The organism is Roseomonas acroporae, from assembly GCF_023223525.1.
Taxonomy (GTDB): Bacteria; Pseudomonadota; Alphaproteobacteria; order Acetobacterales; family Acetobacteraceae; genus Roseomonas_E; species Roseomonas_E acroporae.
On sequence record NZ_JALPRX010000029.1, the window covers coordinates 56,477 to 79,049 of the forward strand.

Sequence of the window (22,573 nt, forward strand, 5' to 3'; positions counted from 1 at the left end):
GGGCCGGATTTCCGCCTTCCTGATTTGCAGCGTGTACGCTACAATTGCGTGGTTGGCAGCAGGAGGCAGGGGGATGGCGAGGCAGCAGAACGTCGCGGTGGTGGGCGCCGGGCTCGGGGGCGCGGCCACGGCGGCCCTGCTCCGCGAGGCCGGCTTCGCGGTGGACGTGTACGAGCAGGCGGAGGGCTTCTCCCGCCTCGGCGCCGGCATCCATGTCGGCCCCAACGTCATGAAGATCTTCCGCCGCCTCGGCATCGAGGACCGGCTGGCCGCGGTCAGCTCGCACCCCGACTTCTGGTTCAGCCGCGACGGCGCCACCGGCGAGTACCTCTCGCGCATCCCGCTCGGGGCCTTCGCGGTGCGCGAGTACGGCGCGCCCTACGTCACCGTGCACCGCGGCGACATGCACGAGCTGCAGATGGGCACGCTCGACCCTGCCCGCGTGCATTTCGGCAAGCAGCTCGCCACGGTCGAGGAGCGCGAGGACGGCGTGCTGCTCTCCTTCACGGACGGCACCACTGCCGAGGCGGCGATCGTGGTCGGCGCGGACGGCATCAACTCGCGCATCCGCGAGGTGCTGCTCGGCCCGGAGAAGCCGCACTACAGCGGCTGGGTGGCGCACCGCGCGCTGATCCGCGGCGAGAAGCTGCGCGAGCACGCCGACATCTTCGAGGACTGCGTCAAGTGGTGGTCCGACGACCGCCACATGATGGTCTACTACACGACCGGCGGCCGGGCCGAGTACTACTACGTCACCGGCGTGCCGCACCCGGCCTGGGACTTCGACGGCAACTCCGTCCCCTCCAGCCGCGAGGAGATGCGCGAGGCCTTCGCCGGCTACTGCCCCACCGTGCAGGCGCTGATCGAGAGCAGCGACGAGGTCTCGAAGTGGCCGCTGCTGAACCGCAGCCCGCTGCCGCTGTGGAGCCGCGGCCGGCTGGTGCTGCTGGGCGATGCCTGCCACCCGATGAAGCCGCACATGGCGCAGGGCGCCGCCATGGCGATCGAGGACGGCGCCATCCTGGCCCGTGCGCTGGCCGAGACCGGCCTCGACGACCATGCCACGGCCTTCCGGCTGTACGAGGGCACGCGGCGCGAGCGCGCCTCGCGCGTACAGGCGGTATCGAACGCCAACACCTGGCTGCGGACCCAGGAGGACCCGGCCTGGGTGTTCGCGCACGACGTGTTCGCGGAGCCGCTGCGGATGGCGGAGCCGGCCTAGGAGCCGCCGGCAAACAGCCTCCGGAAGACCCGGGGCGGTTCACCAGCGGCGCGCCGCGTGGCGGTGACGGCGCGCCGCTTGCATCAGACGAGGTGCCAGCTCGTGTCGAGCGAGGCGACCTGCCCGCCGCCGATGACCTGCGTGCCGTTCATCTCCCAGACCACCAGGGCGCCGTTGCTGTTGCGCAACTCGATGTCGGAACGGCCATCGCCGTTGTAGTCGCCGATCTTCTCGACATCCCAGGAGCTGTCGAGGGTGGCCACCAGGCCGCCGCCGGCCACCTGCGTGTCCTGCATCTCCCAGATCAGCAGCGTGCCGTCGTTGTTCCGCCAGAGGATGTCGGAGCGGCCATCGCCGTCGAAATCGCCGACGCCGCGCACGCTCCAGTCGCTGCCGACCGTGCCGACCAGGCCGCCGCCGGTGAGCTGGCTGCCGTTCAGGTCCCACACCACCACGGCGCCGGCGGTGTTCTGCCAGAGGATGCCGCCCTTGCCGTCGCCGTCGAAATCGCCGACGCCGCGCACGCTCCAGTCGCTGCCGACCGTGCCGACCAGGCCGCCGCCGGTGAGCTGGCTGCCGTTCAGGTCCCACACCACCACGGCGCCGGCGGTGTTCTGCCAGAGGATGCCGCCCTTGCCGTCGCCGTCGAAATCGCCGACGCCGCGCACGCTCCAGTCGCTGCCGACCGTGCCGACCAGGCCGCCGCCGGTGAGCTGGCTGCCGTTCAGGTCCCACACCACCACGGCGCCGGCGGTGTTCTGCCAGAGGATGCCGCCCTTGCCGTCGCCGTCGAAATCGCCGACGCCGCGCACGCTCCAGTCGCTGCCGACCGTGCCGACCAGGCCGCCGCCGGCGATCTGGCTGCCGTTCATGTCCCAGACCACCGCGGCGCCAGCGGTGTTCTGCAAGAGGATGTCGGTGCGGCCATCGCCGTCGAAGTCGTAGAGCCCCCTGATGCTCCAGTCGCTGCCGACCGTGCCGATCGCGCCGCCGCCGGTGAGCTGGCTGCCGTTCAGGTCCCACAGGCCCAGCGTGCCGTTGGCGTTCTGCAGCAGGATGCTGGCCTGGCCGCTGCCGTTGAAGTCGCCGGTGCCGCGCAGGCTCCAGCTCGCGTCCAGGCTGGCCACCAGCCCGCCGCCGGTGACGGCGTTGCCGGCCATCTGCCAGAGCACGATCGGGCCGGCATCGTTGCGCAGCAGCAGGTCGGAGGTGCCGTTGGCGTCGCTGTCGCCCGGCGCCGCCTGGCCGATCGCCACCGTGGCGTCGCTGAAGCGCAGCCGCTCGACATGGGCGAGCGTGTCGGTGCCGTCGCTGCTCGACACGGTCCAGGAATTGTCGGCGTTGTGGGTGAGGGTCGCGCTGGCGCGCGTGGCGTTGATGATCGCCGTGTCGAGGCCGGCGCCGCCGTCGATATAGTCGTTGCCGGCTCCGCCCTCGATCAGGTCCGGCTTGCCGTCGCCGACGATGATGTCGGCATAGCCCGAGCCGCGCACGGAGTGGATGCTGACCAGCGTGTCGAGCCCGCCCCAGCCGTCGATCGCCTGGCCGTTGGGCAGGTTCACCGCGACGCCGGCGGGGTCGTTGACGTAGTCGGCCGTGACCAGCGAATGGTCGTCGGGCGCGCGCAGGATGTCGTTGCCCTGCCGGCCCTGGAGCATGGAGCGCGTGGCGCCGAGGTCGATTCCGGTCATGTCGTCGGCGAAGGTGGAGCCGGCGACGCCCTGGATGTTGGCGAGCGCGTCGGTGCCGCCCCACATGTTGGTGGCGGTCTGGTGCGAGAGATCGACCGTGACGCCGTGCGTCGGCGTGTCCTCGCCACCGGCGAAATAGACGTAGCCGACGTAGTTGTAGCCGCCGCGGCCGTCGATGGTGTTGTTGCCGGCGCCGCCGCCCAGGATGTCGTCGCCGGCCGAGCCATACACCGTGTCGTTGCCGCCGCTGGCATAGGCGCGGGTGATGTTGGCCAGCGTGTCGGTCACGCCGCCGGTCTTGACGATGGTGCCGGCGGCGAGGTCGATCGTGATGTTGTCGCTGCTCTGGTACACCACGGTGTTGAGGCCGCCGCGCCCGTCGATGGTGTGGGCGCCGGAGGAGACCACCTGGAACACGTCGTTGCCGGCGCTGCCGAGCAGCGTGTCGTTGTAGGAGGTGCCCTGCACCCGCACCACGCCGATCAGCGTGTCGGTGGTGCCCCAGCCGTCGCTGGCGGTGCCGGCGGCGAGGTCCACCGTGACGGCGTTGGGGCTGTCCTGGTAGTCGACGGTGATGTTGGTGCTGTTCTGGCCGTTGATGGTGTCGTTGCCGGCCTCGCCCCGCAGGCGCAGGGAAAGGAAGCTGCTGCCAGCGTAGCCGATCAGCGTGTCGTTGCCGTTGGTGCCGAGGACCTGGTTGATGTTGGTCAGCGTGTCGGTGCCGCCCTCGGCCTTGGTCACCGTCGCGGTGCCGGGGGCGGTGAAGGTGACGGAGACGCTGGTACCGGAGTACTGGGTGTTGCGGTAATCCATCGTGTTGCGGTTGGTGGTGTCGCCGCCGTCGACGCTGTCGCTGCCGAGGGAGCCGATGAAGGTGTCGCCGGTGGCCGAGCCGACCAGGATGTCGTTGTAGGCCGAGCCGCGGACGACGTGGATGTTCACCAGCGTATCGGTGTAGCCCCAGCCATCGGTGGCAGAGCCGGTGGTAAGGTTGACGGTGACGCCGGCCGGATCGGAGATGTAGTCGGCGGTGGCGTAGTTGCTGGCGGAGGGGGCACGCAGCGTGTCGTTGCCCTGCATGCCTCGCAGGTAGCTGTAGTTGCTTCCGGACCGGCCGGTCAGGTCGTCGGCGAACTGGGAGCCTTCGACATGCTGGATCGCCGTCAGCGTGTCGGTGCCGTCCCAGGGGTTGGTCGCGGTGCCGGTGGTGAGGTTTACGGTCGCCCCATGCGTGCCGGCTCCATAAGTGCCATCAAAGAAATTATCGTACTTCACCCAATCCGATCCGCCGCCTCCTATGATTGTGTTGTTGCCGGCGAGGCCAAAGAACGATTCGTTTACGGCTGAACCCCTCAAGACATCATTGTAGCTGGTCGCGACAAAAGTCTGGATGTTGCTCAGCGTGTCATAGACGCCGTTATGGCTGACTTGATTTGATGCTTGACTCATGTCGACACTGATCGCAGCCCCGACATAGGAGTAGACGACGAGGTTTGTGCCGCCTGCTCCATCCACAATATTTGCGCCGGAACCGAGGACGAAGCTGTCGTTGCCCGCGCTGCCTAAGACTGTGTCTCCAGCATTGTTGCCCCAAACCTTGCGAACATTGATCAGCGTATCGCTCATGCCGGCGGCGGTCGCCGTGCCGGCTGTCAGGTTGATCGTGATCGATCCTGCAATACTGCGGAAGTCAGCGACATTCGTACCCAGGCCACGGCCGTCGATCGTATTGGTGCCGAGGCCGGCATCCAGGTTGATGCCAGCGGTGCTGCTGCCATTGCCGGTATAGAGCGTGCTATCACGGCCCGTCAGGTAGTCGTTGCCCGACCCAGCGCGGATGGTGTCGATGCTTGGTGCTGTGTCGGTACCGATGAGCGTACCATTGTAGTACTTGGCAATCGTGTTCGCGTTGGTGTTGAAGACAATGGTGACTGGAACACCATTATACGTCAGAGCTGAGTAGTCCAGCAGATCGTACCCGCCGCCGGTGACAATGGTGTCGCTTCCGAGACTACCGACGAAAATATCAGCCCCGGCTGTGCCCGTCAGCGTGTCATTGCCGGCGGTACCTATGTAGGTTGCCATCCATCGCGTCCTTAATAGAGTGGCCTTTGGTCCGATGCTAATACGAAATTAAGTCGATCGCGAAGGAAGTAGGCTAAATCTTCACAAGATGTGATTCATTTAATAATGAGATAATGATTCTGACCGACATCCACAGGCTATCTCGTCATCTATGCAATCATTGCAAGAAATATCGAATATTTTCTCGCTTTGCAGTGCCTCTCACGCCCGGGTTGCGGACGCTGCCGATCCACGGAAGCTCCTGCCTCTGCGATCCGTAGCACGGAGTCAGCCTGTGTCCGCGCGCATCGCGGCATCGGCAGCATGCCTCGACCCCGGTCCCGGCCGCGTTCAGCCGCCCAACCCCTCCAGCCTTCCCGGATCCACCGTCACCGCATGATCCAGCGGCCCGTGCCCGTGCCCGTACCCCGGCGCCGACGCGATCGCCGCACGCACATAGGCGCGCGCCCGTGCCACCGCGTCGCGCAGCGCCATCCCCTGCGCCAGCCCGGCCGCGATCGCGCTGGCCAGGGTGCAGCCGGTGCCGTGGGTGTGGCGCGTGTCGATGCGCGGCGCGGCGAAGACCTCGATCCCGTCCTCGGTGGCGAGCAGGTCGGTGACGGTGTCGCCCGGCAGGTGACCGCCCTTCAGCAGCACCGCCGGCACGCCGAGGGTCAGCAGCATCCCGGCCGCGTGGCGCATGGCGTCGAGGTCGGGGATAGCGAAGCCGGACAGCACCTCGGCCTCCGGCAGGTTGGGCGTCAGCAGCGTGGCCAGCGGCAGCAGTCGGCGCTTCAGCGTCTCCACCGCGTCGGTGTCGAGCAGGCGGGAGCCGCCCTTGGCCACCATCACCGGGTCGGCCACCAGCGGCACGCCGGGCGCGCGCGCCGCCAGCACCGCGCACACCGCCTCGATGGTCGGCGTGTCGTGCAGCATGCCGGTCTTGACCGCGTCCGCGCCGAGGTCGTCGAGCACCAGCTCCATCTGCTGGCGGATGAAGGGCGGCGGCACCGGCAGCACGCCGTGCACGCCGCGCGTGTCCTGCGCCGTCAGCGCGGTGATCGCGGTCATGGCGAAGGCGCCGAGCGCCGTCACCGTCTTGATGTCGGCCTGGATGCCGGCGCCGCCGCCGGAATCCGAGCCGGCGACGACGAGGACGCGGCCCTTCAAGCGTCCGTCCTCCGGCCTGCCCTTCGGCCCGTCATCCGCCCGCGCATCCCACGCCCGCTCGCCCCTCGCGTCATGTCCCGCCTCACGCCGCCCTGGCCTTCAGGCGGATCGCATCGGCGAGCTCCGCCGCCATCCGCGACACCAGCGACTCGTCCTCGGCCTCGACCATGACGCGGATCACCGGCTCCGTGCCGCTCGCGCGGATCAGCACCCGTCCGCGCGTGCCGAGGCGCTGCTCGGCCGCGGTGATCTCGGCCTCGACGGCCGGGTCCTGCAGCGGCGAGGCGCCGGCGTAGCGCACGTTCACCAGGCGCTGCGGCAGCGGCGTGAAGCGGCGGCAGACGGCGCTGGCGGGGCGCTGCTCCTCCACCAGCACGGCGAGCACCTGCAGCGCCGCGATCAGCCCGTCCCCGGTCGTCGCGAAGTCGCTCATGATGACGTGGCCGGACTGCTCGCCGCCGAGGTTGCAGCCCGCCTCGCGCATCCGCTCGCCGACGTAGCGGTCGCCCACCTGGGTACGCAGCAGGCCGAGGCCGCGGTCGCGCAGGTGCCGCTCCAGGCCGAGGTTGCTCATCACCGTGGCCACCACGGCGCCGCCGCGGAGCTGCTCCTTGGCCTGCCAGGAGGCGGCGATCGTCGCCAGGATCTGGTCGCCGTCGACGATGGCGCCGGCCTCGTCCACCAGCACCAGCCGGTCGGCGTCGCCGTCGAGCGCGATGCCGAGATCGGCGCGCCGCTCGCGCACCAGCTCGGCAAGCTGCGCCGGCGCGGTGGAGCCGCAGCCCTTGTTGATGTTGAACCCGTCCGGCGCGACGCCGATCGGGACCACCTCGGCCCCCAGCTCCCACAGCACGGTGGGGGCCACCCGGTAGGCGGCGCCGTGGGCGCAGTCGACCACGATGCGCAGCCCCTCCAGGCTCAGCCGCTTCGGGAAGCTCGCCTTGGCCGCCTCGATGTAGCGCCCCGGCGCGTCCTCCAGCCGGCTGGCGCGGCCGAGTCGGGCGGGGGCGACGAGCGTGCCCTCCAGCGGCCCGTCCATCAGCGACTCGATGGCCGCCTCCTGCGCGTCCGAGAGCTTCAGCCCGTCCGGCCCGAACAGCTTGATGCCGTTGTCCTCGTAGGGGTTGTGGCTGGCCGAGACCATCACGCCGAGATCGGCGCGCAGGCTGCGCGTCAGCAGGGCGATGGCCGGGGTCGGCAGCGGCCCGACCAGCACCACGTCCATCCCCGCGCCGATGAAGCCCGCCGTCAGCGCCGGCTCCAGCATGTAGCCCGAGAGGCGCGTGTCCTTGCCGATCACCACGCGGTGGCGGTGGGTGCCGCGGTTGAAGAACCGCCCGGCGGCCTGGCCGAGCCGAAGGGCCGTGGCCGCGTCCATGGGCGCGCGGTTGGCGGTGCCGCGGATGCCGTCGGTGCCGAACAGGGAGCGCGGCCTGGGAATGGCGTTCATGCGTTGCCGGTAGCGGGTCCGGGGGGCGGGGGGCAAGCGGCGAGCTTTATCCCGACCGGCGGCCATCGGTCCATCCGGTGGCGGCCGGCCGGTCGGGATCGCCCGGGGGCGGCCCGGGTGAGGGCGGCCGCGCCCGGCTCGCGGCTTGCGGGCCGACGTGCTATGGCCGCCCCGCCACGGCTGGCCCCGCTACGGCCGGCCCCGCCGCCCCGGTGCCCCTCGGCCGGCGAGGAATGCGACACGAACGGCGTGGAGGGCCCGGGGCCGGCGGCATGCGGCCGCAACCGCTCCACGCCGGCGAGCGACACGGATCCGAGCATGTCCTTTTTCCGGAGCGCACGACCCGTCCGCGCCGTCCTTCTCGCCCTGTCCCTCCTGCTGCCGGCGGTGGCCGACGCGGCCTCGACGGTGCCGGCGCCCGGATCGGCGGGCAGGTCGGGATCGGGCCAGGGGCAGGACCAGGGGCAGGGGCAGGGGCAGGGGCAGGGGCAGGGTCAAGGCCGGCCCCGGGGAGAGCAACCGGGGACGCCGCCGCCGGCGCAGGCCGGGGTGAAGCCACCTGCCCTGACGTCCGAGCCGGCGGCGCCGCCCGTGGCGCAGCCCGGCGTCAAGCCGCCGGCGCTGCCACCCGCGCCGCCCGCCGGGCAGGCGCGGCGCCCGCAGGACGCGCCCCCCCGTTGCGACAGCCGCATCAGCATCCGCAACGAGACCCGGACCACGATCTATGAGATCTACATGCGCCCGGCCGGCCGCGGCACCGGCTGGGGCGAGGACCTGCTGGGCCAGCGCGTGCTGGCGCCGGGCGAGGCGCTGCCGCTGGAGCCCGCCCCGGGCAGCTACGACGTGCTGATGATCCCCGTGGACGGGTCGCCGGCCGTGGCCTGGCGCGAGGATGTCTGCGCGATCAATTCCATCACCATGCTGGCCGACGGCACGCTGCGGGTGGATTGAACGGCCCGGGCCGGCGCCGCTCGGCCCCCGGTCCGGATCCGGCGGCGACGCGGTGGGGCCTGGTTGCCGCCGGCGCGGCAGGGACGGGCCAGCGATGCATGGCGACGACCGGCACGCACCCCTCCAGGGTCGGCCCCGGCTTCGGCGACGTGTCCATCCGCCTCGCCTCGTTCCCGCCCCACCTGTCCCGCCCCCGCCTGCCCAGCAGCGTGACGCCCGGCCGCTTGCCCGGCGTGGCGGGCCTCCCATCTTCATCGCCATTGTGAAGCGATTCAGCGCGGCCGACCCAGGCTGACGGCACCTTGTGCCCATCAGCCGGCGCCCCTCCGGCCCATCCGACCCCCCCCAGGGTGCTTCAGGAGAGCTGACATGGCCGCTACCCGCTTCCTCCCGATCGCCCTGGCCCTGGCCGGCGCCGTGACTGCCGGCACCGCGGGCGTGGCCCTCGCCGGCACCAAGCCGGAGGCGCTGCTGCCGGGCGTCACCGCGCCGGGCGGCAAGCCCGAGGCGCTGCCGCCGGAGGCCGGTGCCCCCCGCGTCGCGCAGGGTGGCGTCTGCACCCCGGCCGAGCAAGCGGTGCTGGACGAGGCCTTCGCCGAGGCGCGCACCCGGATGCGGCAGGCCATCCGGTTCGTCGCCGAGCGGCCGCAGGACCCGCACGTGGTGCGCTACTTCGGCACCGCCTCCGTCAAGCAGGTGCGCTGGACGCTGGAGCGCATCGCGCTCCGCCTCGACCAGCCCGGCACCTTCGGCACGAGCTGCAACGACCCGCGCGGCTGCAACCGCGACATCTTCGCCTATTCCGAGCGCGGCCGGCCGCATCTCGGCTTCTGCGCCCGCTTCTTCCGCTCGCCCGAGGAGGGGCAGGATGCGCGCTTCGGCGTCGTGATCCACGAGATGAGCCACCTCGCCGCCGGCACCGACGACCACGCCTACCAGCCCGCCAACGTGCGCCGCCTGGCGCAGGAGAACCCGCAGCTCGCCGTGCTGAACGCCGACAGCTACGAGTACTTCGTGGAGACGCTGCCGCAGGCGATGGTGCGCAACGGCGCCAAGCTCGCCCGCTGAGGCGGGATGGGCGCCGGCCGCCTCGCCCGTCCTCCCGGCACGGCACCGGCGGCGATGCCGACCTGGAGCGGCCCGCCCGCGGCGATCGGGCGGGCCGCTCCCGGCCTTCCGCCCGGCGTATCGGCCGAAGCCCCGCCCGCCGGGGCCGGCCCCGGCGGGCGCCATGGAATTCCCGCCGGCCTCCCGAGCGCCGATGTCCCGCCGCCATGAACGACGCGCCGCCCGGCAGCGCCGCGATGCGCCGGACACCGCGCCGGCCGATCCCACCGCGCCGCCTTCCCCGGCCTCCGCCTGCGCCCTCTGCCTGCGCCCGATCCCGGCCGGGGCGCGGGCCAGCCGCCACCACCTGACGCCAAGGCTGAAGGGCGGGACGCATCGCGGCACGGTGCTGCTGCACCAGATCTGCCACAGCGCCATCCACGCCCGCTTCGGCGAGGCCGAGCTGGCGCGCCGCCTCGCCGACGTGCCGGCGCTGCGGGCGGAGCCGGCGCTGGCGGAATTCCTCCGCTGGGTCGCCCGCCGGCCGCCCGGCTTCCACGCGCCGACGCGGCGGGCGAGGCGGCGGTAGGCCGGCAGCCCCGGCGCCGCGCCTTCACCCCGGCGGCGCGAGGGCGAAGCGCAGCGCCCGGCTCAGCACCGTCGGCACCACGGAGGCGTGGTTCTCGCCTTCGGCCAGCACGAAGGCCGCCCGCAGGCCCGGGACGGTGGCCAGCCGCCCCGCCAGGGCGCGGGCATTGTCGACCATGGCGCGGCGGTCGCGCCGCGCCGCGCGCGTGTCGGCGCCCGGCTGGTCCTGGCCGGCTTCCGGCGGCGCCTGCTCCGCCCCGCCCACGGCGATGAACACGCCCCGCGGCGGGGCGAGCCCGGCGAGGCGCGCGGGCAGCTCCCCCTCGCCGGCCAGCACGGCGAGGTCGCCGAACCAGATGGAGGGGCTGACGGCCAGGAAGTCGCGGAAGGCGGCGGGGCGGGTGAACAGGGCGTGCAGCGCGCACAGCCCGCCGTAGGAATGCCCGAACAGCGCCTGCCGCGCCGGATCCGCCGGGAAGTCGCGGTTGATGGCGGGCTTCAGCGTCCCCTCGACGAAGTCGAGGAAGGCGTCGGCGCCGCCGGTGCGCGACCCGTCCGGCGAGGCGGCCGCGCCGCCGGCCGCCGCTCCGCGGGGCAGGGCGGGCGTGTAGTCGAGGGCGCGACGGCGCAGGTCCAGCAGCCCGTCCGTCGGATAGCCGATGCCCACCACCAGCGCCGGCGCGACGCCGGTGACGTCGCTGTGCTGGCCCTGCGAGAGCACGGCGTCGTAGGCGGTGGCGAAGAACGCGTTGCCGTCCAGCAGGTACAGCACCGGCCAGCCGGTGGCGGGCGGCTCGCCCGTCGGCCGGCCGATCAGGATGCGGTACTCGCCGCTCGGGCCCCTCAGGGTGCGCTGTTCCGTGCGCGGCACCGGCACGGCCGGCTGCGCCCGGGCGGCGGACAGCATTCCGGCGCCGGGCAGCGCCACGACGAGCGGCAGGGCGCCGAGCCAGGCGCGTCGGGTCGCGTGCAGGGGCATGGGGTGGCGTCCTCGGCGGTGGGTGGTCGCGTCACCACCTATAGCGCAGCCCGCCGATCACGGTGCGGCGCGTGCCCCAGTAGCAGGAGGTCGTGGCGCCGCAGGCGGCGAGGTACTCGCGGTCGAACAGGTTGCTGACGTTGAGCGTGAGCGCCGCGCCGGCCGCCCGCGGGCTGATGCCGCCGAGGTCGTAGGAGACGGCGAGGTCGGCCAGCGTCACCGACTTCACCTTGAAGGTGTTGGCGGCGTCGCCGTAGGTCGAGCCGATGAAGCGCACGCCGCCGCCGAGGGAGAGGCCGTTCAGCGGCGTCCCCTCGCGGAAATTGTAGTTGGCCCAGCCGGAGACGATGTGGCTGGGCACGCCCGCCGGGCGGTTGTCGATCGCGACCGAGGTGGAGCGCGTCACCGCCGCGTCGAGATAGGTGTAGGCGGCGATCAGGTCGAGGTTGCGGTTCAGGCTGGCGCGCCCTTCCACCTCGACGCCGCGCGAGCGCACCTCGCCGGTCTGGATGCTGTAGCTGGTGTTGCTCGGGTCCGTGGTCAGCACGTTCTGCTGGCGGATGGTGAAGGCCGAGACGGTGAGCAGCGCGTTCACCCCGGTCGGCTGGTACTTCACGCCCACCTCGTACTGCTCGCCCGTGGTCGGCTGGAAGGCGGCGCCGCCGCGCGCGGGGGCGTAGGTGCCGCTCACCGGCTCGAAGGAGGTCGCCCAGCTGAAGTAGGGCGCGATGCCGCTGTCGAACAGGTAGAGCAGGCCGACGCGGCCGCTGGTGTGGCCCGGGTTCTGGCTGCCGCTGGCGCCGGCCAGGCGCTGCGTCGTGTCCTGGTCCAGCCAGTCGTGCCGCACGCCGAGCGTCATGCGCAGCCCGCCCCACTGGATCTGGTCCTGCGCGTAGAGGCCGATCTGGCTGAGGGACTGGTCGGTCCGCTGCGTGTAGGCGGGGCGGTTGATGGTCACGTAGTAGAGCGGGTTGGACAGGCTCAGCGTCGGCGCCGTCCCCTGGCCGAGCGCGTAGTAGCTGGTGGTGCGCTGCCAGTCGAGGCCGGCCAGCACGGTGTGCTGCAACGGTCCCGTGGCGAAGCGGAGCTGCGCCTGGTTGTCGAGCGCGATGCCGTCGAAATTCTCGTTGGCGGCCGTGGCGCGCCGGGTCAGCACGCCGGCATTGCTCACGGCGGTGACGGCGATCGCCTGGAAGTCGGTGTCCATGTGGCTGTAGCGGAAGTTCTGCCGCAGCGTCAGCGCGTCGTTCACCCGGTGCTCGACCTGGTAGCCGGCGGTGTAGAGCGTGCGGCGGAAGTGCTCGTAGCCCGGATCGCCGACGTTGAAGCGGGAGTCGAAGTAGCGGCGGTAGGCGGCCGGGATGCCGCCGGGGCGGTAGCCCTGGCTGTAGAGGCCGGCTTCCGGGTCGTTCTGGTAGCTGGCCAGCAGGGTGACGGTGGTGTCGGCGGAGGGACGCCAGGTGATGGCGGGGGCGATCGCGACGCGGTCGTCGCGCACGCCGTCATAGGCGGTGCCGGCGGTGCGGCCGATGCCGGTGAGGCTGTAGGAGAGCTGCCCCTCGCGGTCGAGCGGGCCGCTGGAATTGAAGCCGGCCTGCACCCGGCCGTAGGTGCCCGCCTCCAGCCGCACCTCGTTGTAGGGCGTGGCGGTCGGGCGCCGGCTGACCATGTTGACCACGCCGCCCGGGGAGACCTGGCCGTAGATCACCGCCGCCGGGCCGCGCAGGATGTCGATGCGCTCCAGCAGGTAGGGGTCGATGGTCGGGATCGCGTAGCCCTGGCCGCGTTGCAGCCGCAGCCCGTCGAGGAAGGACGGGTAGTAGGCGGCGTTGCCGAAGCCGCCGAAGCCGCGCAGCGCGATGCTGTCGTAGCGCCCCGGGCGCAGCTCCGGCACCACGCCCGCCGCGTAGCGCAGCGCGGCGCTGACCGACTGGACGTTCTGCGCGTCCATCTGGTCGCGCGTGATCGTGGTGACCGATTGCGGCGTCTCGATCGTCGGCGTGTCGGTCTTGGTGGCGGTGGCGGTGCGGCCGGCGACGAAGCCCTGCACGCGGCCGGTGGCGGTCTCGGCCCGCTCCTGGGTGGTCACGGTGGGCAGCGCCGTGGCGTCCGGGGCCGCGGTGCCGGCCGGAGTCTCGGGCGCGGTGATGGCCGGTTGGGCGCTCGCCGTGCCGCAGGCCAGCGCGCCGAGCAGGAGGGAGGCGGGAAACAGGGCGCGCTGGTCGGCGCGGCGATGGCCTTGCGGCGGAGAGGGTCGGTGGTTCATTCCCGTGACCATTCGGATCCAGTCGATATTGCTTCTTATTATCAACATGAGCCGGGGCGCCAGGGTGGGTGTGACATCTTCGCCGATGGTGTTGCTGCCGCGCCGCGGCGTCCTTGTCCCAGGGCAGGGGTGCCGGGGCAGGGGGCCGGGGCAGGGGGCCGGAGCGATCCCCGGCCTTTTCCGGTGCGACGGTCCCCGGTGCACCCTTCCTCGGAGCGACAACCCCGGTGCGACGGCCGAGGCGAGCCGGACCCCGCATCCCGGCCCCGGCGCCCCACCCCCGGCCCGTGCGCACCCGCTGGCCGCGCGGCGCATTTCCACACGGCGCGCCGGGGCCCTATGCTCTGCCCCTCCGAATCCGGGTAGGGCGGCCGCCCCACGAGGCCGCCGGATCACTCAATGACCGCTTCCCTGGGGACCGCTTCCCTGGAGACCGCTCCCCTGGAGCCGCGCGCCCAGGCCGCCGCCCGCCAGTCCCTCGCCTCCGACCCCGCCCGCTCCGCCTGGGTGGAGGCCTCGGCCGGGTCGGGCAAGACCAAGGTGCTGACCGACCGGGTGCTGCGCCTGCTGCTGGCGGGCGGGCAGCCCTCGCGCATCCTCTGCCTCACCTTCACCAAGGCCGCCGCCGCCGAGATGGCGACGCGTCTCGCCCGCGAGCTGGGCGGCTGGGCCACCGCCGCGCCCGAGGCGCTCAAGGACTCGGTCGCGCGCCTGACCGGCGAGGCGCCCGACGCCGCCACCCTGGCCCGCGCCCGCGCCCTGTTCGCCGAGGTGCTGGAGCTGCCCGGCGGCATGCGCATCTCCACCATCCACGCCTTCTGCCAGTCGCTGCTGCGATCCTTCCCGCTGGAGGCCGGGCTGCCGCCGCAATTCGGCATCATCGAGGGCGCCGACGCCGCCACGCTGCTGGCCGAGGCGCGCGAAACGGTGCTCGGCGAGGCGGGGTCCGGCGGGACAGCCAGCGGGACAGCCAGCGGGAGCGAGGGGCTGGTGGCGCTGGCCGGGCTGGTGCCGCCCGAGGATTTCTCCGCCGTGGTGGCGGCGCTGGCCACCGACCGGCAGCGCCTGACCGACTGCCTGCACGCGGCCGGCGGGCTGGGCGCCCTGCGCGCGGCGCTGGGACGGGCGCTGGGGCTCGCCGAGGACGAGACGGAAGCCTCGCTGATCGCCGGCGCCTGCGCGGTGGACGCGCCGCTGGTCGCGGCGGCGCGGCTGCTGGCGGCGAGCGGCAACGAGAGCGACCGCGGCCGCGGCGAGCGCATGGCCGCCTGGCTCGCCCTGTCCGGGCCGGAGCGCGCCGCGCGCTTCGAGGAATGGTGCGGCGTGTTCCTCAAGGAGGACCGCTCCCCCTACGCCGACCGCAACCTCGCCACCAAGGCCGGGCTGAAGACGCGCCAGCCGGAGGTGCTGGAGGTCATGCGCCGGGAGGCCGACCGGCTGGCCGCGCTGGAGCAGCGACGCGCCGCCTGCCGGCTGCACGCGGCCACCGGCGCGCTGCTCGGCCTCGCCCACCCGGTGCTGGAGGCCTACGAGGCGCGCAAGGCGCATACCGGGCGGCTCGACTACCAGGACCTGATCGACCGCACCCGCGCCGTGCTGCGCGATCCCGGCACCGCCTGGGTGCTCTACAAGCTGGACGAGGGGCTGGACCACATCCTTCTCGACGAGGCGCAGGACAGCAACCCGGCGCAATGGGGCATCGCCGCCGCGCTGGCCGAGGAGTTCTTCGCCGGCCGCGGCGCGCGCGAGGAGCGGCGCCGCCTGGGCGGCCGGGGGCGGCCGGACGGGGTGCCGGGCGCCGGGGGGGAGCCCCGCCCGCGCTCGCTCGGCGCGGCGGCGCGCTGGATGCCGGGCGACGCGCAGGCGGAACTGCCGCTCCTTTCGCCCATCTCCCCACCCGCCTTGCCCCTGGCTGCCATCCCCCTGGCGCCGGGTGACGGCGATGCCGATCCCTCCCCGCTGCGCAGCATCTTCGCGGTGGGCGACGTCAAGCAGGCCATCTACGGCTTCCAGGGAGCCGACCCGCTGGGCTTCGGCTCCTGGCGCCGGCACTTCGCGCAGGCGGTGCGCGGCGCGGGCGGCGAATTCGAGACGGTGGAGCTGAACGTCTCCTTCCGCTCCACCGCCCCGGTGCTGGCGCTGGTGGACGCGGTGTTCGCGGACGGGCCGGCGCGGGCCGGCGTGGTCGCGGAGGGGCAGGTGCTGCACCACCTGCCGGACCGGCTGGGGCATGCCGGCGTGGTGGAGCTGTGGCCGCCGCTCGCCGCCGCGAAGCCGGCGCCGCCCGAGCCCTGGGTGGTGCCGGAAGTGGCGCAGGGCGTCGCCGGCGCCGAGGCGCTGCTGGCCGAGGCGGTCGCCGCCCGCATCGCCGCCATGGTGGCGCGCGAGCGCCTGCCCGCGCGCTGCGCGCCCCCGGGGGGAGCCGGGTGCGCGACCGGCGGCCGCCCGATCCGCCCCGGCGACATCCTGGTGCTGGTGCGGCGGCGCACCCGCTTCGTGCAGCTCCTCGTGCGCGCCCTGAAGCAGCGCGACGTGCCGGTGGGCGGCGTGGACCGGCTGGCGCTGATCGAGCAGATCGCGGTGCAGGACGTGCTCGCCCTCTGCGACGTGTTGCTGCTGCCCGAGGACGACCTGCAGCTCGCGGCGGCGCTGCGCTCGCCGCTGCTCGGCCTCTCGGACGAGGAGCTGTTCGCGCTGGCGCATGGCCGCGCCGGCTCGCTCTGGGGCGCGCTGGCGCGGCACCGCGGCGCCGCCACGCGGCTCGGCGAGGCGGCGGACTGGATCGCGACGCTGATGGCGCGCGCCGACCTCGTCACCCCGCACGGGCTGCTGGCCGAGATCCTGGTCGAGCCCTGGGCCGGGATGCACCCCGACGAGGCCCCGGCCGCCCGGTCCGGGTCCCCGAGACTGTTGCACGGCGTCGGCCGCGCGCGGCTGCTGGCGCGGCTCGGGCCGGACGCGGCCGACCCGCTCGACGAGGTGCTGAACGCGGCGCTGGCCTACGAGGCGACGCATCCGCCCGGGCTGCAGGGCTTCCTCCACTGGCTGCGGCGCGGCGGCGCCGAGGTGAAGCGGGAGCCGGAGGCGTCGGCGGACGCGGTGCGCATCATGACCGTGCACGGCGCCAAGGGCCTGCAGGCGCCCATCGTGGTGCTGCCGGACGTGGGCAGCGGCCGCGGCGATCGCGCCGTGCGCTGGGGCACGCACGAGGGGATCGAGCTGCCCTTCTGGGCGCCGCGCAACCGGCGCGAATTCCATGCCCCCGCCTACAAGGCGCTGCTCGCCGCCGACGAGGCGAGCCGGGCGGAGGAGGAGAACCGGCTGCTCTACGTGGCGCTGACCCGGGCCGAGGACCGGCTGCTGGTCTGCGGCCGGGGCGAGCCGGAGCCGGGGAGCTGGTACGGCCTGGTGGCGGCCGGCTTCGGTCGGCTGGAGGCGGCGGAGTCGGTGCCATTCGAGCCGGCCGCGTTCGGCGCGCCCGCGGGATGCGATTTCGGCGGCGGCCTGCTGCGCCGGCTGGAGGGCGCGCAATCGGTGCCGCCGCGCCCGGACCGCGCGGCCCCGGCCCGCGCGGCGGCCAGCCTGCCCGACTGGGTCGCACGGCCCGCCCCGGCCGAGACGGCCGACGCCTCGCTCCTCCCGAGCGGGCCCATCGCCGTCTCCCTGGCCGACCCGCTGCTGGGCGAGGCCGAGCCGCCGGCGGCGGCGCCGCATGGCGGGGCGGACCCGACCGGCCAGCGCTTCCGGCGCGGCCGCGTGGTGCACGCGCTGCTGCAGCACCTGCCGGAACGCGCCCCGGCCGAGCGCGAGGCGGCGGCGCGGCGCTTCCTCCGCCGCCCCGGCCATGGACTCCCGGCGGCGGAGCAGCAGGAGATCCTGGCCGAGGTGATGGCGCTGCTGGAGGCGCCCGCCATCGCCGCCGCCTTCGCCCCGGGCAGCCTGGCGGAGGCGCCGGTGGCGGGGCGCGTGGGCGGGGTGCCGGTCGCCGGCCAGGTGGACCGGCTGGCGGTCTCGGCCGGGCGCGTGCTGGTGCTCGACTACAAGACCAACCGGCCGCCGCCGGGGACGGTGGCGGAGGTGCCGCCGGTCTATCTGCGGCAGATGGCGCTCTACCGCGCCGTGCTGCGGCAGGCCTTTCCGGGCCGGGCCGTGGAGTGCGCGCTGGTCTGGACCTACGGGGCGCGGCTGATGCGGCTGCCGGACGCGCTGCTGGACGGCTACGTGCCGGAGGCGTGACTGATGGGAGGTAAGGGCCCCGATGGGGTGGCTTTCCGGTCGGCCGCTAGAGCGGGACTCAGACCGGTTGCGACTGCGCGCTGCCTCATCCCATTGTTTTCCGGGCGGATTCACGCCTCCGGGCGTAGCCGCCCTCCGGCGATCCGCTCTGGCGGGTGGGCCGTCGTGCCGGCGATAGGGGCGTGGCCCGCCGCGTCGCGTGCCGGCTCAGGTCGCCCGGATCGGCCCGACACCGTGCGGGGTGGTGCCGCCCTGGCTGGCGGGGCTCGGCATCGGCGCGGCGACGCAGGCGTAGATGGCGTTCATCAGACGGGCGCTGGGCTCCTCCTCGGGCAGCGCCTCGGGCACCGCCGGCGTGGCGCGGCGTTCCGCTTGCCGTCCGGCGCGGGCGGGGGCACCATCCCGACGGGTGGCGCGGCCGGCTTCCTGGCGGTTCGCGCGTGGCGCGGCGGCGCGTGGTCCATCCCGGCGATCGGCGCGCGCGGCGCGGATCATCGCCACGCCGAGAGGGAGGTGGCTGCTGCCGCAGTCGAAATCCGGCTCACCCATGGCGGCCTCGACCGGGGCCGCGACGGGATCGGGCAGTGCCGTGGCCTCGATCGGACGTGGCGCGGCGGCGGCGACGAGGCAGGCGGCACCGAGCAGCGCGAGACGTGAGCGGAACAGCCGGTTCGGGAAGAATGACACAGTTGTCTCCCGATCTTCGCGTGATCTCTGAACTGCCCTGACAAACGCCCCCTTCGGCCGCGCCGTTCCCCAGAATGAGCGGCCGCGCCTTCACCGAATCAGGAGCGGCGCCGGCGGCGCCGGCCCGCAGGGAACCCGCAACCACCCAGGCCGTAAGACGGCGCGAGCGCAGACCGGAGGAATCACATGGCCAACATCCCCGACGATGACGACGTGGATCTCGGCATCAGCCTGGAGACCGTGGCGACCGTGGTCGACCATGCCCGCGTCGTGCAGGGCAAGGAGGAGACCGACCCCGAGCAGGAGGACGAGGATCCCGACAGCGAGGCGGCGCTGCTGCAGGACACCGACGACGACATGACCGAGGAATCCCTCGTCGACTTCGTCAACGGGCTGAACGAGGACGAGCAGGCGTCGCTGATCGCCCTCGCCTGGACCGGGCGCGGCGACTACGACGCGTCGGAGTGGGCCGAGGCGCTGCGGCTTGCGCATGAGCGCAACGCGGGCGGCGGGGCCGGCGAGTATCTGGTCGGGATGGAACTGGTCGGCGACCTGATCGCCGAGGGCGTGGCGGCCTTCGGCCTGTCGATCGAGGATGTGGAGCGCTAGAGCATTTTCAAGCTGGGCGTACTCACCCAGCGGCTCGGAGAATGCGAAAAACCAGAAGGTCTGGAGTCGTTCCGGCCGGATACGGTCGGGCCGGAACGGCTCCAGAGCGGATCGCCGCCGGGCGACTACGCCCGGAGGCATGAATCAGCGCTGGAAACGACGAACTGCGGCGAACCGCACGCCCAACGGCTGCGGTTCGCTGTGGAGTCGTTCCGATCTGACCGTATCAGGGCGGAATGGGCGGGGCGACGGCGCTCTGAGGCTGACCAGGTGGCCTGCGGGTCGGTCCGGCGGGCCCTTTTCGCACCCGAAGCCAGAGGGGCAGCGTCTGGGGCAGCGTCGGGACGCCGCATCGCGCCGGCGACCTTGCTGCCCAGCCGGAGAATATCCCTCGCCGTCCCGCCGCCGCGGGCCGCTCTGGCAGGCCCTCGGGCCGTTCAGGCCGGCGGGTCGTTTTCCGTCGGAACGCCGGCGATCTCGCGGATCAGCTTGCGTCGCACCGCCTGCCCGAAGGCGTCGAAATCCTCGGCCACCACCAGGAAGGCGCCGGGACCGCCGATCACCGAATCGCGGTAGTACTGGTCGAGCGGCACGGGCGTCATGCGGCCGAAGGTCGGCCGGTCGTTGACGATCGGCAGGCCGTTGATGGTGATGCCTTCGGCCACCGCGCGGTCGCGCGCCACCTCGGCGGGCGGGCCGCTGTTGTTCACGCCGTCGCCAGAGACGTCGATGACGCGACGCATCCCCTCCCAGGGCGACTCGCCCAGCACGCGGCGCGAGAATTCGATGCCGCCGGAGATCGAGGTCCAGGACAGCGAATTGCGCGGCAGCGCCTCCAGCGTCCCGCCCCAGGCGTCCGCGTCCTGCACGTCGGCGATGCGGGTCCAGGGAATGGCGAGGCGCTGGTAGTCGAAGCCGGCCCATTCGACATAGGCGAGGCCGATCGCCCCCATCATGCCGCCGCGGATCACCTCCAGCACGCGCGGATCGGTCAGGGCGGCGCGGTAGCCCTGGCGCTGCAGCCGTGCCTCCTCGTCGTCCACCGAGCGCGACACGTCCACCGCGAGCACCAGCAGGACGTCCACGGGATCGCTGTCCGCGCGTGCGCGCCGGCGCCAGGATGCACCGCCAAGGACCAGGGAGCCGGCGAGCAGGGAGCGACGACGCATGAACGGTCTCCGCTGGCGCCGCACGGTGACGGCGGGTGGGGACACCATCGAAGCGCGCCGGTCGCCGGGGCTTCAACCGGAAAGCGATGCCGCTGAGCGAGTTGTGTGCCGCGGTCGCCGGGCCGGAATCGCGGGGCGGCCCTGATCCGCGGATCGACGCCGTGCGTCGCGTCGGGCCGGCCGGGCGCGCCGGAGCCGGAGGCGCCCGGGGGCAGGAGGCGGGAGGCCGGGAGATGCCTCGCGCCGGGCCGGACGATCCGGGAAGGGCGGCCTCTCCGGGGGCGTGGCCAGGCGGCCACCGCGCCCGCGCCGCCCCGCCTCGTCAGTCCCCGCGCGCCATCGCCGTGCCGGGCCCGGACGGGCGTTGCAGCAGCAGCAGCGCCACCGCCAGCGCCATCCCGACCCAGTGCAGGCCGAGCCAGGCCGGCACCAGCCATTGCAGCAGGGCCGGGAAGATCAGCAGCAGCCCGGCCAGCGCGAAGCCGGCGCGCTCCCAGCCCGCCAGGGCCCGCCTTGCATGGCCCTGGCAGGCGGCGGCCAGCGCCGCGAGGCCGCAGGCGGCGAGCAGGATCTGCCAGCCGACGTCGGGCCAGCCCATGCCCGGCTTGAGGTTCAGCAGCAGGCCGACGCCTTCCGGGTCCGTGACGAAGACGAAGGGCAGCACGAAGGCCGGCAGCGTGTACTTCCAGGCCGCGAGGGTGGTGCGGTAGGGCCCGGCGCCGGTGATCGCGGCCGCGGCGAAGGGCGAGAGCGCGGTGGGCGGCGAGACCTCGGAGAGCACCGCGTAGTAGAAGACGAACATGTGCGCGGCGTAGTCCGGCACGCCGAGCTTCATCAGCGCGGGGGCGGCGACGACGGCCGAGATGATGTAGCTCGCCGTCACCGGCACGGCGAGGCCGACCACCCAGACGATCAGCGCCGTGTAGAGCGCGGTGACGACGAGGCTGCCGCCCGCCGCCTGGATCGCGATCTCCGAGAATTTCAGCCCGAGCCCGGTGAGGGTGATGACGCCGACGATGATGCCGGCCGAGGCGCAGGTGGCGGCGATGCCGACCGCCTGCACCGCGCCGGCGGCGAGTGCCTCGACCAGCCGCTTCGGCCAGAGCGCGCTCTCGCGCCGCAGGAAGGAGAGCGCGACCGCGACGGCCATGGCGTAGAGCACGGCGAGCGTCGAGGAGTAGCCCAGCGCCATGAAGACGATGATCGCGACCAGCGAGGAGAAGTGGAACCAGTAGCGGCGCGCCAGCGCGCCCGGTCGCTCCACCTCGATGACGGGCGCCTCCGCGCCCGCCTTGGCGCCGATGCGTCGCTGGTCCAGCTCCACCATGAAGAGCAGCGAGGCGTAGTAGAGGATGGTCGGCACCGCCGCCATCCTCAGCACGTCGAGGTAGCCGATCTTCAGGTACTCGGCGATCAGGAAGGCGGCGGCGCCGAGCACGGGCGGCGAGATGATGGCGCCGAGGCCGCCGGCGGCGAGCAGCCCGCCCGCGTCGTCCGGCCGGTAGCCGACGCGCTTCATCATCGGCCAGGCCACCGTGCCGAGCGTGACGGTGGTGGCGACGCCCGAGCCCGAGGGGCCGCCGAGCAGGAAGGAGGAGAGCACCACGGTGCGCCCGGCTGAGCTGGGCTTCCCGCCGGTGAGCGAGAAGGAGAAGTCCACGAAGAACTTCCCCGCGCCCGTCGATTGCAGGATGGCGCCGTAGATGGTGAACAGGATGATGAGGCTGGCCGAGACGTCGACGGCGGTGCCGAAGATGCCGTCCAGCGTGATGGTCAGGTGCGGGATCAGCCGGTCGGAATCGTAGCCCTGGTGGCCCCAGGGCGGCGGCAGGTGGCTGCCGAGGAAGGCGTAGAGCATGAAGGCGATGGCGACGGCGGGCATCACCCAGCCCGTGGTGCGGCGCGTCGCCTCCAGCACCAGCACGATCAGCGTCCAGCCGACGACGATGTCCATCGGCTCGGGGAAGACGTAGCGGTCGAGCAGGTCGTCGCCGCCGGCGATCAGGTAGTAGGTGACGTAGAGGCTGGCGGCGATCAGCAGCCAGTCCCACGGCATGAAGCGGTGGCGGAAGCGGCGCGACACCGGGAAGAGCAGGAAGCCGAGCGCCATCGCGAAGCCGACATGCACGAAGCGCAGCGTCGTGGTCGGCACGATGTCCCAGGCGGCCCAGAGGTGGAACAGGCTCATCGCCAGCGCCAGCGCGGTGCCGGCGGTGCCGAGCCAGCCGCCGAAGCGGTTGGCGGCACCCTCCTCCTCCTCGATCAGCCGCTCGACGCGCGCGGCGGTGGCCTCGTCGAGCGCGCCGGGCGCGATCTCGGGCGGCAGGGCGGTGCCGCTCATCGGGGGCGGCGCGCCCGCGGGCCGGGATGCGCGACGGGCCGGGCGGTGCCCGGCGCCACGCGGCGTGACGGCGCGGCACGGCGCTGCGAGGGCGGCGTTGGCG

At 73.2% G+C, this 22,573-nt stretch carries 14 protein-coding genes; 6 read left to right on the top strand and 8 right to left on the bottom strand.

The annotated features are described in order from the left end of the window. Positions 1 to 73: 73 nt before the first annotated feature. A complete protein-coding gene (locus tag M0638_RS07905; protein ID WP_248666426.1) occupies positions 74 to 1,222 on the top strand; it encodes an FAD-dependent monooxygenase in 1,149 nt (382 codons plus the stop codon). A gap of 83 nt (positions 1,223 to 1,305) precedes the next feature. On the opposite strand, the gene M0638_RS07910 is transcribed toward M0638_RS07905, so the two are convergent. The 3 genes from M0638_RS07910 to glmM form a co-directional block, all read right to left on the bottom strand. Further along, positions 1,306 to 4,998 (bottom strand): beta strand repeat-containing protein, encoded by a 3,693-nt coding sequence (locus M0638_RS07910; RefSeq protein ID WP_248666427.1) that lies wholly within the window; start codon positions 4,996 to 4,998, stop codon positions 1,306 to 1,308. 330 nt (positions 4,999 to 5,328) lie between these two features. Further along, positions 5,329 to 6,147 (bottom strand): bifunctional hydroxymethylpyrimidine kinase/phosphomethylpyrimidine kinase, encoded by an 819-nt coding sequence (gene thiD / locus M0638_RS07915; RefSeq protein ID WP_248666428.1) that lies wholly within the window; start codon positions 6,145 to 6,147, stop codon positions 5,329 to 5,331. A gap of 82 nt (positions 6,148 to 6,229) precedes the next feature. Next, positions 6,230 to 7,597 carry a phosphoglucosamine mutase gene (glmM, locus tag M0638_RS07920; protein WP_248666429.1) on the bottom strand — a complete coding sequence of 456 codons (1,368 nt, stop codon included), beginning with the start codon at positions 7,595 to 7,597 and terminating at the stop codon, positions 6,230 to 6,232. Between the two features lie 549 nt (positions 7,598 to 8,146). On the opposite strand from glmM, the gene M0638_RS07925 reads away from it, so the two are divergent. From M0638_RS07925 to M0638_RS07935, 3 genes are all read left to right on the top strand, one after another. Continuing rightward, positions 8,147 to 8,548 carry a hypothetical protein gene (locus M0638_RS07925; protein WP_248666430.1) on the top strand — a complete coding sequence of 134 codons (402 nt, stop codon included), beginning with the start codon at positions 8,147 to 8,149 and terminating at the stop codon, positions 8,546 to 8,548. A 369-nt stretch (positions 8,549 to 8,917) separates the two neighbouring features. After that, a complete protein-coding gene (locus M0638_RS07930) occupies positions 8,918 to 9,616 on the top strand; it encodes a M35 family metallopeptidase (RefSeq protein ID WP_248666431.1) in 699 nt (232 codons plus the stop codon). 193 nt (positions 9,617 to 9,809) lie between these two features. Further along, positions 9,810 to 10,184: an HNH endonuclease gene (locus tag M0638_RS07935; RefSeq protein ID WP_248666432.1), complete on the top strand. Its 375-nt coding sequence runs from the start codon at positions 9,810 to 9,812 to the stop codon at positions 10,182 to 10,184. Between the two features lie 24 nt (positions 10,185 to 10,208). Here M0638_RS07935 and M0638_RS07940 read toward each other — a convergent pair whose 3' ends face one another. After that, positions 10,209 to 11,162 (bottom strand): alpha/beta hydrolase, encoded by a 954-nt coding sequence (locus tag M0638_RS07940; protein WP_248666433.1) that lies wholly within the window; start codon positions 11,160 to 11,162, stop codon positions 10,209 to 10,211. Between the two features lie 31 nt (positions 11,163 to 11,193). Further along, positions 11,194 to 13,428, bottom strand: coding sequence for a TonB-dependent siderophore receptor (locus tag M0638_RS07945; protein WP_248666434.1), 2,235 nt, complete (start codon positions 13,426 to 13,428; stop codon positions 11,194 to 11,196). Positions 13,429 to 13,827: 399 nt separating this feature from the next. Between M0638_RS07945 and M0638_RS07950 the strand changes: the two genes are divergently transcribed. Further along, positions 13,828 to 17,664, top strand: a complete 3,837-nt coding sequence (locus M0638_RS07950; protein WP_248666435.1) for a UvrD-helicase domain-containing protein — start codon at positions 13,828 to 13,830, stop codon at positions 17,662 to 17,664. A 207-nt stretch (positions 17,665 to 17,871) separates the two neighbouring features. On the opposite strand, the gene M0638_RS07955 is transcribed toward M0638_RS07950, so the two are convergent. Then, positions 17,872 to 18,351, bottom strand: coding sequence for a hypothetical protein (locus tag M0638_RS07955; RefSeq protein ID WP_248666436.1), 480 nt, complete (start codon positions 18,349 to 18,351; stop codon positions 17,872 to 17,874). A gap of 186 nt (positions 18,352 to 18,537) precedes the next feature. On the opposite strand from M0638_RS07955, the gene M0638_RS07960 reads away from it, so the two are divergent. Then, the gene (locus M0638_RS07960) at positions 18,538 to 18,960 is read left to right on the top strand and encodes a DUF3775 domain-containing protein (protein ID WP_248666437.1); all 423 of its coding nucleotides are present in this window, start codon (positions 18,538 to 18,540) and stop codon (positions 18,958 to 18,960) included. Between the two features lie 437 nt (positions 18,961 to 19,397). On the opposite strand, the gene M0638_RS07965 is transcribed toward M0638_RS07960, so the two are convergent. Further along, positions 19,398 to 20,129, bottom strand: coding sequence for a DUF1194 domain-containing protein (locus tag M0638_RS07965; protein WP_248666438.1), 732 nt, complete (start codon positions 20,127 to 20,129; stop codon positions 19,398 to 19,400). A 322-nt stretch (positions 20,130 to 20,451) separates the two neighbouring features. After that, a complete protein-coding gene (locus M0638_RS07970; protein ID WP_248666439.1) occupies positions 20,452 to 22,470 on the bottom strand; it encodes a TRAP transporter permease in 2,019 nt (672 codons plus the stop codon). Between the last annotated feature and the right edge of the window lie 103 nt (positions 22,471 to 22,573).